The sequence below is a fragment of the Siccirubricoccus phaeus genome (genome assembly GCF_008360935.1).
GTDB lineage: Bacteria > Pseudomonadota > Alphaproteobacteria > Acetobacterales > Acetobacteraceae > Siccirubricoccus > Siccirubricoccus phaeus.
Genome location: NZ_SRXO01000001.1, coordinates 289,247 through 301,848, shown reverse-complemented (window position 1 = coordinate 301,848; position 12,602 = coordinate 289,247). Strand labels below are relative to the sequence as shown.

Annotated in this window: 11 protein-coding genes; 5 read left to right on the top strand and 6 right to left on the bottom strand. The window is 74.6% G+C overall.

The features are described from left to right. Nucleotides 1–175: 175 nt before the first annotated feature. From E5N76_RS01335 to E5N76_RS01325, 3 genes are all read right to left on the bottom strand, one after another. A complete protein-coding gene (locus E5N76_RS01335; RefSeq protein WP_149535495.1) occupies nt 176–880 on the bottom strand; it encodes a class I SAM-dependent methyltransferase in 705 nt (234 codons plus the stop codon). Nucleotides 881–1,102: 222 nt separating this feature from the next. Next, nucleotides 1,103–2,056, bottom strand: coding sequence for a tripartite tricarboxylate transporter substrate binding protein (locus tag E5N76_RS01330; RefSeq protein ID WP_187829903.1), 954 nt, complete (start codon nt 2,054–2,056; stop codon nt 1,103–1,105). Nucleotides 2,057–2,069: 13 nt separating this feature from the next. Next, nucleotides 2,070–2,849: an SDR family oxidoreductase gene (locus E5N76_RS01325; RefSeq protein WP_149535493.1), complete on the bottom strand. Its 780-nt coding sequence runs from the start codon at nt 2,847–2,849 to the stop codon at nt 2,070–2,072. 195 nt (nt 2,850–3,044) lie between these two features. Between E5N76_RS01325 and E5N76_RS01320 the strand changes: the two genes are divergently transcribed. After that, nucleotides 3,045–4,013 (top strand): Bug family tripartite tricarboxylate transporter substrate binding protein, encoded by a 969-nt coding sequence (locus E5N76_RS01320; protein WP_149535492.1) that lies wholly within the window; start codon nt 3,045–3,047, stop codon nt 4,011–4,013. A gap of 147 nt (nt 4,014–4,160) precedes the next feature. Further along, complete coding sequence (locus tag E5N76_RS01315) at nt 4,161–5,498, top strand: MmgE/PrpD family protein (protein WP_149535491.1); 1,338 nt, start codon at nt 4,161–4,163, stop codon at nt 5,496–5,498. A 204-nt stretch (nt 5,499–5,702) separates the two neighbouring features. Here the strand turns inward: E5N76_RS01315 and E5N76_RS01310 are convergent, their stop codons facing one another. Further along, entirely contained in the window at nt 5,703–6,395 is a 693-nt protein-coding gene (locus E5N76_RS01310) for a J domain-containing protein (protein ID WP_149535490.1), read from the bottom strand. Nucleotides 6,396–6,400: 5 nt separating this feature from the next. Next, the gene (locus E5N76_RS01305) at nt 6,401–7,111 is read right to left on the bottom strand and encodes a vWA domain-containing protein (RefSeq protein ID WP_149535489.1); all 711 of its coding nucleotides are present in this window, start codon (nt 7,109–7,111) and stop codon (nt 6,401–6,403) included. Nucleotides 7,112–7,313: 202 nt separating this feature from the next. On the opposite strand from E5N76_RS01305, the gene E5N76_RS01300 reads away from it, so the two are divergent. The 3 genes from E5N76_RS01300 (at nt 7,314) to pdxA (ending at nt 11,579) form a co-directional block, all read left to right on the top strand. After that, entirely contained in the window at nt 7,314–9,239 is a 1,926-nt protein-coding gene (locus E5N76_RS01300; protein ID WP_149535488.1) for a proline-rich domain-containing protein, read from the top strand. A gap of 142 nt (nt 9,240–9,381) precedes the next feature. Further along, the gene (locus tag E5N76_RS01295) at nt 9,382–10,563 is read left to right on the top strand and encodes a four-carbon acid sugar kinase family protein (RefSeq protein ID WP_207791827.1); all 1,182 of its coding nucleotides are present in this window, start codon (nt 9,382–9,384) and stop codon (nt 10,561–10,563) included. Continuing rightward, the gene (gene pdxA, locus E5N76_RS01290; RefSeq protein ID WP_149535486.1) at nt 10,560–11,579 is read left to right on the top strand and encodes a 4-hydroxythreonine-4-phosphate dehydrogenase PdxA; all 1,020 of its coding nucleotides are present in this window, start codon (nt 10,560–10,562) and stop codon (nt 11,577–11,579) included. Before E5N76_RS01295 ends, pdxA begins: the two co-directional genes overlap by 4 nt. A gap of 219 nt (nt 11,580–11,798) precedes the next feature. On the opposite strand, the gene E5N76_RS01285 is transcribed toward pdxA, so the two are convergent. Next, entirely contained in the window at nt 11,799–12,602 is an 804-nt protein-coding gene (locus E5N76_RS01285; RefSeq protein WP_149535485.1) for a MetQ/NlpA family ABC transporter substrate-binding protein, read from the bottom strand.

The following is a 12,602-nucleotide window of genomic DNA, read 5'->3' as shown; positions in this document are numbered from 1 at the left end:
CATTGCCCAGGCCCGATCCCGGCCAGGCCGAGCGGCCGGACCCCGGCACCACCATCGGCCAGGCCGGGGCTCCCCTCCGTGGCCGGGCCGCCGCATCCGCCGGCCGGGCGAGGTCAGGCGGCATCAGTCCTTCGGCGGCTTCTCCCCCAGCGGGCCTGGAAGGCGGGCGTGACGATCAGCCCGGCAGGGCGAAGGCGGGCGGCTTGCGCAGGACGGAGATGAAGTAGCCGTTATGCCAGTCGCTTTCCTTGAAGCGCGGCTCGCCATGGGAATTGTCCAGCGAGGTGCGGATCTCCGCGGCGAAGAGCATCTCCAGCCCGGAATCGACGATGGCGCGATGGGTGCCGCGGCGCACCTGGTCCCAATTCCAGTCGTCGCAGATGAAGACGAAGAGCTCGGCCAGCGCCGGCAGGGCGCGGACCAGCCCGTCATACTGGTCGGCTTCCGCATGCGGGCCGTCGAACAGGTAGACATTGTAGGGCGAGGTCAGGGCGGCGAAGGGCACCTGGCGGAAATCGCCTTCCAGGAAGCCCACCTGGGCCTCGGGCGTCAGGTGGGCCTGGACATTGGCCAGGAAGGCCTGTTTCGGCCCGCCGAACTGGCTCCAATTGTCGATGGCCAGCGCCTGCACGCTGTTGCCGTGGATGGCGGCGCAGAGGGTGGAGCCCATCCAGGAGCCGACTTCCAGGTAGCGCGGCTGCGGCAGGGCGCGGATGAGGTGGTTGATGAAATGCCGGTAGCGGCCGCCGGACATGCCCTCCACGGCGTAGATGCCCTGGCTGCGGTCGATCTCCGCCCGCATCGCCTCGGCCAGCACCTGCTTCACGGTGCGGACGGTGCGGTCGGCGGGGTCCAGCGCGATGGCGGAGAGATAGGTCACGGCGGGCTCCGTTCTGGCAAGCCAGGGCGGAGCTTGGGGGCAGAATGTGAAGAAGGTGTTGAGGGAGGCTCTGCCTCCCTCAAACTCCCTCCGCCAAAGGCCGAAGGGCCTTTGGAAACCATGAATTTGGACCCGACGGTCGAGGCGCCGGACTCAAGGGTTCCAAGGGCCTTTCGACCCTTGGCGGGTGGGGGCTTGGGGGAGGGCAGAGCCCTCCCCCAACTACTCCATCGTGATCTTCGCCGCCTTCACCACCGCCCCGATCTTCTCCATCTCCGCCAGGTAGAAGGCGCGGAATTCCGCCGCGCTGCCGCCCGCCACCTCGGCCCCCATCTCCAGCAGCCGCGCACGCTCGGCGGGCTCCGTGATGATCTCCTGGAACACCTGGTTCAGCCGGCTCACCGGCCCTTCCGCCATCCCCGCCGGCCCCAGCACCGCATACCATTCGTCGATCGCGAAGCCCGGCAGCGCCGCCTCCGCGATCGTCGGCAGCTCCGGCAGATAGGGCGCGCGATTGGCGGAGGTGACCGCCACCGCCCGCAGCGAGCCATCCCGCACGAACGGCAAGGTGGAGCTGGCATTGCCGAACATGAGCTGCACATGCCCGCTGACCAGATCCGCCAGCGCCGGCCCGCCGCCGCGATAGGGCACGTGCACCATGTCCACCCCGGCGGCCAGCTTGAACATCTCGCCCGAGATATGCACCGCCGAGCCGATCCCCGGCGAACCGAAGCTGAGCTGCCCCGGCCGCGCCCTGGCATAGGCGATCAGCTCCGGCACCGTGCGCACCGGCAGCGACTTGTTCACCGCCAGGATGTTGGCGACGCGCGCCAGGTTCAGGATGGGCGTCAGGTCCCGCACCGGGTCATAGGCCTGGCGGCCCAGCAGCGCCGCCGAGATGACGGTGCTCGTCACCATGCCGAAGGTGTGGCCGTCCGCCGGCGCGCGCGCCATCTCCACCGCGCCGATGGCGCCGGAAGCCCCGCCGCGATTCTCCACCACCACCGGCTGGCCCAGCCTCGCCATGAGCTGCGGCTGGAGCTGCCGCGCCAGGATGTCCGCCGTGCCGCCCGGCGGCCAGGTGACGATCAGCCGCAGCGGCCGCGACGGGAATCCCTGCGCCAGGGCCGGCAGCGGCAGCAGGGGCAGGGCGGCAAGCAGGCGACGGCGGCGCATCTTCAGGCAATCCTCAGGCGATGGACCAGCCGCCATCCATCGGCAGCTCGGCCCCGGTGATGTCGCGGCCGGCCGGGCCGCACAGGAAGGCGACCATGGCGCCGATGGCCGAAGCCTCGATGAACCGCCCCGTCGGCTGCCGCGTGCCGAGGAAATGCCGCGCCTCTTCCGCCTCGTCCCGGCCGGAGGCCGCGGCGGCGGCGCGCAGCCGCCCGGCGATGTTCGGCGTCAGGGTGGTGCCCGGGATGATCGCGTTGCAGGTGATGCCGGTGCCCGCCGTCTCCAGCGCCACGCCGCGGGTCAGGCCGAGCAGCGCGGTCTTGCTGGTGACGTAGCTGAGCCGGTTGGGCGTGCCGATGCGGCCATAGATCGAGGACATGTTGACGATCCGCCCCCAATCCCGCCGCCGCATCGCCGGCAAGGCGAGGGAGATGAGCTGGAACCCGGCGGAAAGGTTCACCGCCAGGTCGCGGTCCCATTCAGCCCGGCTGGTCCGCTCCACCGGGCCGAAGCTGCGGGTGACGGCGTTGTTGACCAGGATGTCGGGCTCGCCCGCCGCCGCGGCCAGCGCCGCCACCCCCGCCGGGGTGGCGAGGTCCAGCAGATGGTAGCGGCAGGCCACGCCGAAGCGCGCGGCGAGATCGGCGGCCAGGGCGGGGCCGTTCTCCTCCAGCCCGTGCAGCTCGATGCCGCAGCCTTCGGCGGCCAGCGCCTCGGCGCAGGCCAGGCCGATGCCGCCCGTGGCGCCGGTGATGAGCGCGAGGCGGCCGCGCAAGCCCTGGGAGGAATCCATGGCGCGCAGGCTAGCCTGGACCACCCGGGCCGCAAACGGGGGCTTTCCCCCCGGAACCCCCGGCAGGGGGCTCTGCCCCCTGCACCCCGCCGGGGGGGAAGGCTTCCCCCGGACCCCGCCCTGAGTTCGCCGCGGCCGCCTTTACACGGGGCGCCGATCCCGGATGATCGCGCCAAGCCCAACCGGAAACGCCCCATGCCCCTCGCCCGCCGTACCCTGCTGCTCGCCAGCCTTGCGACCCCGGCGCTCGCGCAATCCCAGGCGCAGCCCTCCTGGCCGCAGCGCCCGGTCCGCCTCCTCGTCCCCTACGCCGCCGGCGGCGGCACGGATGTCTTCACCCGCGCCCTGGCCGAGGGCCTCCGCCCCCTCCTCGGCCAGCCCGTGCTGGTGGAGAACCGCGCCGGCGCCAATGGCTCCATCGGCTCGGAAGCCGTGGCGCGGTCGGAGCCGGACGGCCAGGTCTTCCTGGTCGATACCGGCAGCCACAGCCTGAACCCCTATGTGATGCCCTCCCTGCCCTACCGGACGGACCGCGACTTCACCCCCGTCACCCTCCTCTCCCGCTTCCCCATGCTGCTGGCGGTGCATGGCGGCACGCCCTGGAAGACCGCCGGGGAGCTGGTGGCGGCCGCCAGGGCGCAGCCGCGCAGCATCGGCTTCGGCACCACCGACGCCGCCATCTCCTATGCCGGCAATTTGTTCTGCCGGCTGGCGGCCATCGAGATGGTGGAAATCGCCTATCGCGGCGCCGGGCCGATGATGAACGACCTGATCGCCGGCCATCTGCCGACGAGCTGGAACAGCACCGTCGCCGCCCTGCCGCATCTCCAGGCCGGGCGCATCCGGGCGCTCGGCGTCACCACCGCGACGCGCAGCGCCATGCTGCCGGAAGTGCCGACCCTGGCCGAGGCCGGCATCGCCGGCTACGAATTCGCCGGCTGGTACGGCATGCTGGCGCCGGCCGGCATCGCCCCCGCCATCGTCACCCGCATGCAGGACGCGGTGGCCGCCGTGCTGCGGGACCCGGCCATCCGCGCGAAGCTCGCCGCCACCGGCGCCGATCTCGCCCCGCTCGGCGCCGCCGACTTCGCCGCCCTGCTGCGCGCCGAGGATGCCCGCTGGGCCCAGGCGGCAAAGGATGGCCTGATCGTCAAGGCGCAGTAGTCTCCCGCGGCGGGACCGGCGGGACCGCCCGCCCCCCGGGCCCGCAGGCGGCGGGACACGGCCGGCCGGACAGGCGGCCGGGACGCAACCGGCCGAACAGCAATGGCGCGGGGCATCAGCGGCCCCGGGACAAGGGGAAGGATTCGCATGGCTCAGCCTTATGCCGGGGAATTGCTCGGCCGCTTCATCGCCGGCTCGGACTGGGCCGCCATCCCCCCCGCCCTGCGGCAGGAGGGGGTGCGCTCCATCCTCAACCATGTCGGCTGCGCCCTGGGCGTGGCCAAGGACCCGGCGGTGCTCACCGCCCTCGGCGTCATGCGCGGCCTCTCCGCCCGGCCGGCCGCCACGGTCTATGGCCAGGGAGTGAAGCTGGATGCGATGGGCGCCGCCTTCGTCAACGCCATCGCCGGCAATCTGCTGGACTATGACGACACCCATCTGAACACCGTCATCCACCCCGCCGCGCCGGTCGCCCCGGTCTGCCTGGCGCTGGCCGAGCAGCGCGGCCTTTCCGGCGCCCAGGTACTGCACGCCTTCCTGCTGGGCGGCGAGGTGGAATGCCGCATCGGCAACGCCGTCTCGCCCGGGCATTACGCGCGGGGCTGGCACATCACCTCCACCTGCGGCGCCTTCGGCGCGGCGGCGGCAGCGGCGAAGCTGCTGGGGCTTTCCGCCACCCAGTGCTGGCACGCCCTCGGCATCGCCTCCAGCCAATCGGCCGGCAATGTGGAGAACCTGCCGAGCGCGGCGAAGAACGTCTCGGTGGGCAATGCGGCGCGGCTCGGCCTCTTCGCCGCCCTGCTGGCGGAGGCGGGGTACGAGGCGGCGCCGGCCGCCATCGAGGGCCCGCTCGGCTGGGCCCGCGCCATGGGCGACGCGCCGGACATGGCCTCCATCACCGAGGGCCTCGGCGAAAGCTGGGAGATCGCCCGCACCACCTACAAGCCCTACCCCGCCGGCATCGTCTTCCACGCGGTGGTCGATGCCTGCCTGGCGCTGCGCGAGGCGCGCCCGGCGCCGCCCGAGGCGATCGAGGCGGTGGAAGTGGCGGGCGATGCGCTGCTGCTGGCGCGTGGCGACCGGGTGGTGCGCAACAACCGCGATGCCCGGGTCAGCATCCACCACGCCGCGGCGCTCGGCCTGGTGCGGGGCCGCGCCGGCGTGCCGGAATTCGAGCAGCCGGCGGTGGACGACCCGGTGCTGGCCGAATTCCGCGGCAAGGTGACGGCGAAGCTGGATGCCGAGCTGCCCCGCGGCGCCGCGCGGGTGACGGTGCGCTACGCCGACGGCACCCTGGCGGAGACGCTGGTGACCGACCCGCGCGGCAGCGAGGCCAACCCGCTGAGCGAGGCGGCGCTGGACGCGAAATACCTGGACAACGCCGCCCTCGGCGGCTTCGCCGAGCGGGCGCCGGCGCAGATCGCGGCGATCCGCGCGCTGGAAGCGGCGCCGGGGGTCGGGACGCTGATGGCGTTGCTGGGCTGAAAGCGATCGGGGGTTTCGCCCCCCGTAAGCCCCCGGCAGGGGGCGCTGCCCCCTGCACCCCCGCCGGGGGGTGGACCACCCCCCGGACCCCGGTGTGAGTCGGCAGGTTCAACCATCGTGTCGGAACTCAGACCAGGGTCGGGGGGAGTATCTTCCCGGCGGTTGGAGGCATTGCGTGCAACGGGCAAAGCCGCCGATCTTCCCCTACCCCAGCAGCACGTCCCGCGCCTGGTTGATTCGCGCGGCCAGCCAGTCGCTGCCGCCCTGGTCCGGATGCGCCCCGCGCATCAGCCGCCGGTGCGCCGCGCGGATCTCCGCCTCGCCCGCGCCCTCCGCCAGCCCCAGCACCTCCAGCGCCTCCGCCCGCGTCATCTTCCCGCCCAGGGGCGGCGGCGCGCCGGCCTCCGCCTCCCGCCACGCCGGCGCCACCCGGTCCAGCCAGGCCTCCAGCAGCGGCACGCTTTCCGGATCCGCCGCACGGCAATCGGCCAGCAGCGCCAGCAGCTCCGCCAGGCCCAGCTCCGCCAGCTCCCGCCCCTTCTGCGGCCCGCGGACCACCCGGCCGCTCATCTCCCCGCTCGCCAGCATCACCCGCATCACCAGCGTCGCGGTCTCCACCCGGCTTTCGCCCTCCCCCGCGCCGGGGCGCTGGCGGAAGCGCCAATTCGCCCACCAGCCGCGCAGCCGCGGCCACAGCACCGGGGCGAACATCAGCAGGCTCCAGAGCACGCTCGTCGCCCGCCCGCTGAGCAGCACCAGCACCACCAGGCCAAGCGCCAGCGCTGCCGCCGCCCCGAGCGCGACGTTCCGGATGGTCTCCACCCGCGCCCGGGCAAGGCCCTGCGCCAGCAGCAGCAGCACCAGCAGCGTCGCCGCCCCGAGGGCCAGCCAGAGCATCCGCCCTACCCCTGGCCCTTCGGCGCCGGCAACTGCCCCGCGATGCCGGAGGCCGCGCCCCCCGGCAGCCGCGCCAGCGCTGCCCGCCCGCCCGCGGCATAGACCGCGACGGCCCTGAGCAGCGCCCGCAGCGCCTCCGCGCTGCCGGCATCGAACACCGCATAGGCGCCGCCCGAGACCTTGGCGATCTGCCGCAGCGCCTGCCCCGCCCGGGCATCCCCGCCCTCATGGAAGCAGAATACCGGCGTGCCGCTCAGCCCCAGCCGGCCGGCGGCGTGGCAGAGCGGGTCCACCGGCTCCTCCACCGCATCGCCGACGAAAACCAGGGCGTTCACCCGCGCCTTGCCCGTCTCCGCCAGCGCATGCGCCAGCACGCGCTGGATCTGGGTCTGCCCGCCCAGGCATTGCACCCCGGCCATCCGCCGCGTCAGCTCCGCGGCATCGGTGAGGAAGGGGGTCGCGGCGAATTCCTGGTAGCCGCGGTAATAGGCGAGCTGCACCTCCAGCCCGCCCAGCTCCCGCGTCGCCTGGAACATCTCCCCCTGGAGCTGGCAGGCGCGGTCCCAGCTCGGTTGGCGGGAGGCGGTGGCGTCGATGGCGAAGATCAGCCGCCCCCGCCGGCCGCTGGCAGGCTTGACCTGCGGCAGCCGTTCCACCTGCTGCAGGAAGGCGGCGACGGCGGCGGAGCGGCCGGGCCGGTCGGGCAGGTTGCTCATGGCCGCAAGATGGGCAAGCGCCCGCCGCCACGCCAGAGCAAACTCGGCGCGGCCTCGGCGCGGCCGACCGCGCGGCGTGGCCCGGCACGGCCGGATCGTGGCCGGCGTCGCGGCGATCGGCCGCGGGGCGGATCGAGGGCCTGCGGCCGCCGCCTTTCGTTGATAGGATGCCCGGCTCATGGAGGATGGCATGCGGCGAGGCGTGACCCGGGACGTAACCCGTAGGGCGATGGGCGTGGCCGCGGCGGGGCTGGTCGCGGCCGGCCTGGGCGCCGGCCTCGCTTTGGCGCAGGGCAAATCGCCGCTCGTCGGGCCGCCCGCCGCCCCGCCGGGCAGCGGCAAGCCCGCCCCGAGCGCGCCGGCCCCGGCGCCGCTTCCCGACAAATTCTCCGGCGCGCCGCCGGCTACCCCGGCGCCGCCGGCCATCGTTCCGGATAAATTCGCCGCTCCGCCGCCGGGCAGCGCCCCGGCGCCCCAGGCGGGCGGCACCGCACCGGGCGGGCCAGAGGCAGGCAAGCTCCAGCCCGACGCGTCCCAGCCCCCTGCGCCCCAGGCCGGCGGCGCCGCACCGGGCGTGCCGCAGACGGGCAAGCCCCAGCCCGACCCGTCCCAGCCCCCTGCCCCCCAGGCCGGCGGCGCCACACCGGGCGGCCCGCAGACGGGCAAGCCCCAGCCCGACGCGTCCCAGCCCCCTGTCCCCCAGGCCGGCGGCGCCGCACCGGGCGGGCCGCAGACAGGCAAGCCTCGGCCCGACGCGTCCCAGCCCCCTGCCCCCCAGGCGGGCGGCACCGCACCGGGCGGCCCGCAGACGGGCAAGCGCCAGCCCGACGCGTCCCAGCCCCCCGCGCCCCGGGCGGCCGCCCCCCTGCCGGCGGATGCGCCGGATGCCGTGCGCCGGCTGCACGCCATGCTCGGGGCGGAGGTCAGCCTGACCTACCGCGAGGCCATCCCCCCGGCCGAGGCCGGCGGCCCCACCCGCCTCGCCGGCGTCACCCTCAGCCGCGGCGATGCCCGCGTCGAGGTGGAGGAGATGCTGCTGGAAGGGGTGGCAGAGGACCGGGTCGGCCGGCTGGTCGCCACCGGCCTCACCCTGGCCGGCAGCCCGCCGGCCATGCTCGGCCGGCTGACCCTGGAAGGCTTCCGGCTGCGCCGCCCGGCCCCGGGCGTCAGCCTCGCCCCGGGCGATCTCGGCCTCGACCGGCTGGTGCTCGAAGCGCTGGCGGTGCAGGGGGAAATCCCGGTCTCGCTGGAGGAGCTGCGGCTGGAGGGCTGGGCAGAAGGCCGGCCCGGCCGGTTCAGCCTTGCCGGCCTCGACGTGCTGACCCCCACCGCCGGGGTGGTGGACCGGGTGCGGCTCGGCCGGCTGGCGCTGGACGGCTATGACCTGCCGGCCATCCTGCAGGCGGCGATCGACCGCCGCCCGCCGCCGACGCCGGCCAATGCGGTGGCGATGGAGCTGGACGACCTCGCCGTCTCCCTTGGCGGGCAGCGCCTGGGCGGCCTCGGCAGCTTCCGGCTTTCGGCCGATGCGCCGGATGCCGGGGTGCAGGCGGGGCGGCTGGCGCTGCGGGACATCACCCTGGGCGAGATCCCCGCCATGACCCCCTGGATGCGCCGCTTCGGCGCCACCGAGATCCAGGGCGAGATCGTCCTGGAGGCGCGGCTGGAGCCGGCGGCGGAGCGGCTGGACCTCACCTCCTTCACCATCGCGGCGCGGGGAATCGGCGGGCTCGGGCTTTCCGTGCAGATGGACGGGGTGAACCCGGATCCGGCGCGGATGGCGGAGAATGCCGAGCGCCTGCGCCTGCTCGGGGCGCGGCTGAGCTATCTGGACCAGTCCCTCTACGCCAGGCTGCTGGCCGACCAGGCGCGGCGCCAGCGCGTGCCCGAGGCCAGGCTGCGGGAGCAATACGCCAATATGGCGGCGCAGGCGCTGGGGCCGGAGGGGCGCGGCGCCCTGGCCCCGTCGCTCGAGGCGGCGCAGCGCTTCCTGCGCGGCCAGGCGCAGGAGGTGGAGCTGGTGCTGCGGCCGCCGGGCCCGGTGCCGCTGACGGAGATGCAGGCGATCACGGCCCAGGGGCCGGCGGCGGTGCAGCAGCGGCTGGGGCTGCTGGTGACGGCGCGGTAGGATGGGGATTGGCGCGGTCCCCGGACCCCGGATGGAAGTTCCGGACCAGCGGGTCCAAGCTGCGGGCCGCCAACTGGCAACCCTCGCAGGCCGGGCGGCGCCGGCTGCCATCCGAGGATGCACGCCGAGCCAGGGGCAGCCTTTGGCCAACGCAGCGCCGCCGCGGAACGGGCAGCCGGCCGGGCCATCCGCCCCGGCCGGGCCGGGGATCGAGGGCGCGGCCCCGGCCATCGGCCTTCCCCGCCCCGTCCTGCGCCTGCTGGCCGACGACCTGACCGGCGCGCTGGACACCGCGGCGGAGCTTTCCGCCCTGTGCGGCCCGGTGCCGGTGCGCTGGGACGGGGCGGCGCCGGCGGGCAGCCTCGCCCTTTCCTCCGCCACCAGGGAAGCCTCCCGCGAGGCGGCGATCGCCGCCATGCGCGCCCTGGCCCCGTCCCTCGCCGGCGCCGATATCGCCTATCGCAAGCTGGACAGCCTGCTGCGCGGCCAGGTGGCGGCGGAGCTGGCTGCCTGCTGGGCGATCGGCGCCTGGCGCCATGCCATCGTCGCCCCCGCCTTCCCGGCGCAGCGCCGCATCGCCCGGAGCGGCCAGGTCTTCGCCGGCACGCCGGACGGCGGCTGGGCGCCGATCCCCATGCCGGGCTGGGCGGCGGAGGGGCTGGATCTCCTCCCCGGCCGGCTGGACGCCCCGCTGCCCCCCGGCCTCCTCTGGTTCGATGCCGAGAGCGAGGCGGAGCTGGACCGCATCGTGGCGCTGGGCCGCGCCGCCCCCGGCCCGGTGCTGTGGTGCGGCAGCGGCGGGCTGGCCCGGGCCCTGGCGGGGGCGGCGCGGGTCGCCCCCTGCACCCGGCTTCAGGCCCCCGTGCTCGGCCTTTTCGGCTCCGACCAGCCCGCCACCGCCCGGCAGCTTGCCGCCTGCGGCCCGGCCTGGGCGCCGATCCGCGCCGCCGCAGACGCCCCGCGCATCGCCGCGCAATTGGCCGGACGCGGCGCCGCGCTGGTCAGCCTGGAACTGCCCGCCGGCACAAGCCGGGCCGCCGCCGCCGCCCGCATCGCCACAGACTTCGCCGCCCTGCTGCCCGCCCTGCCCCGCCCCGGCACGCTGCTGGTGGCGGGCGGCGAAACCCTCATGGCCGTCTGCGCCGCCCTCGGCGCCGCCGGGCTGCTGGCGCATGGGCTGGTGCAGCCGGGCGTCCCCCGCTCCCGCCTGCAGGGCGGGCGCTGGGACGGGCTTGACGTCGTCGCCAAATCCGGCGCTTTCGGGGAGGCGGCGCTGTGGCGCGACCTGCTGGCCACCAACCTCCCCGGGAGCATCGAGGCATGACCCGCCACCTGGCCATCACCATGGGCGACCCCGCCGGGATCGGCCCCGAGATCATCGTCAAGGCCTGCCGCGCCCTGGCGCCGCGGCTGGAAAGCGGCGCGCTGAAGCTGCTGGTCATCGGCCATGGCAGCGCGCTGGAAGCGGCCCGCGCCGGTTTCGCGCCCGAGGTCGCGCTGCCCGCGGTGACGGCGGAGGGCGACTGGCCCGGCCTCGCCTTCCTGCCCGCCGGGGAGGAGCGCGCCCCCATCGCCATCGGCCGGCTCTCGCCCGAGGCCGGCCGCTTCGCCTACCTGGCCATCGAGCGCGGGGTGCGCCTGGCCGAGGCCGGCCGTGTCGCCGCGCTGGTGACGGCGCCGCTGAACAAGGAGGCGCTGAACGATGCCGGCTACCATTACGCCGGCCATACCGAGATGCTGGCCGAGCTGACCGGCCGCCGCGGCAGCGTGATGATGCTGGCGCATGGCAATATGCGCGTCAGCCATGTGACGACGCATGTGGCGCTGGAGGATGTGCCGAAGCGGGTGACGCCGGAGCGTATCCGCCTGGTGCTGGATTTGACGCAGGAGGCGCTGAAGCGCCTCGGCATCGCCCGCCCGCATATCGCCGTCGCGGCGCTGAACCCGCATGCCGGCGAGGGCGGGCTGTTCGGCCGGCAGGATAGCGAGGTGGTGGCGCCGACCATCGCCCGGGCGGTGGCGGACGGCCTGCATGTGACGGGTCCGGTCCCGGGCGACACCGTCTTCGTCAAGCTGCGCGCCGGCCAGTTCGACGCGGTGGTGGCGATGTATCACGACCAGGGGCATATCCCGGTGAAGCTGCTCGGCTTCCAGGTGAATCCCGAGACGGGCAAGTGGGATGCGCTGTCCGGCGTGAACATCACGCTGGGGCTGCCGGTGATCCGCACCTCGGTCGATCACGGCACGGCCTTCGACATCGCCGGCAAGGGCATCGCCAGCGAGACGAGCCTGATCGAGGCGATCGAATATGCGGAACAGCTCGCCGCAGGCCCGGCCTGACGCGGGATCGGTCGAGGTCGAGGCGACGGAACCCGTCGATCGCGCGACCAGACAATGAGCCAGGGCGGCGAGCGATCCCGCTCCAGGGTCGGCAGGCTCGACCCACGGGTGCAGGACTCGGACCGGGGTCCGGGGCCAGGTCCTGGCCCCGGCGGGCGTGCGGAGGGCAGCGCCCTCTGCCGGGGGTTTGGGGGCGGAGCCCCCATCGGCAGGGCCCCTTCACCCCCCCGCAATCACCGCGCCGCCGAAGCGGGCGATGACGAATTCCTTCACCGCCGGGTCGCGATACCCCGCCGCCAGCCGCTTCGCCCAGGGCGTTTCCGCATCCGCCCGGCGCACCACGACGAGGCAGGTATAGACGCTCTGCTCATTCTCCCGCGCCAGCGCGTCCTGCAGCGGGTTCAGCCCGGCCGGCACGGCGAAATTGCCGGTGATGGCGGCGGCGTCCACATCCTCCAGCGCGCGGACGATGGAGGCCGCCTCCAGCTCCACGATGCGCAGCCGCTTCGGGTTCTCCGTGATGTCGGCGATGGTCGCGCGGTGATCGACGCCGGGGCGCAGCCTGAAGGCGCCGGCCTCGGCCAGCAGCAGCAGGGCGCGGCCGCCATTGGTCGGGTCGTTGGGGATGGCGATGCGGCCATTCTGCGGCAGCGCGGCGATGCTGGCATGCTTGCGGGAGAAGACGCCCATCAGCGTCAGCACCGTCTTGCCCACCGCGACGAAATCGTAGCGGCGCTGGGCGATCTGCGCCTCCAGGAAGGGCAAATGCTGATAGGCGTTGGCGTCCAGGTCGCCCGCCTGCAGCGCCGCATTGGGCTGGATGAAATCGCCGAATTCCACGGCACGGGTGGCGAAGCCCTGGGCGCCCAGCCTCTCCCGCACCTTCTCGAAGGTCTCGGCATGCACGCCCTGGGTGACGCCGACGCGGACCGGCCGGGCGGCAGTGCCCAGCTCGGCGCCCTGGGCCGCGGCGAGGCCAGGCAGCAGGGCCGGCAGGAGAAGCAGGGGGCGGCGGGTGATCAT

Coding starts and splice junctions, on each gene's coding strand:
- E5N76_RS01330 (WP_187829903.1), bottom strand. CDS start 2,056: ATGCGCCGCCGTCGCCTGCTTGCCGCCCTGCCCCTGCTGCCGCTGCCG.
- E5N76_RS01325 (WP_149535493.1), bottom strand. CDS start 2,849: ATGGATTCCTCCCAGGGCTTGCGCGGCCGCCTCGCGCTCATCACCGGC.
- E5N76_RS01320 (WP_149535492.1), top strand. CDS start 3,045: ATGCCCCTCGCCCGCCGTACCCTGCTGCTCGCCAGCCTTGCGACCCCG.
- E5N76_RS01315 (WP_149535491.1), top strand. CDS start 4,161: ATGGCTCAGCCTTATGCCGGGGAATTGCTCGGCCGCTTCATCGCCGGC.
- E5N76_RS01310 (WP_149535490.1), bottom strand. CDS start 6,395: ATGCTCTGGCTGGCCCTCGGGGCGGCGACGCTGCTGGTGCTGCTGCTG.
- E5N76_RS01305 (WP_149535489.1), bottom strand. CDS start 7,111: ATGAGCAACCTGCCCGACCGGCCCGGCCGCTCCGCCGCCGTCGCCGCC.
- pdxA (WP_149535486.1), top strand. CDS start 10,560: ATGACCCGCCACCTGGCCATCACCATGGGCGACCCCGCCGGGATCGGC.
- E5N76_RS01285 (WP_149535485.1), bottom strand. CDS start 12,602: ATGATCACCCGCCGCCCCCTGCTTCTCCTGCCGGCCCTGCTGCCTGGC.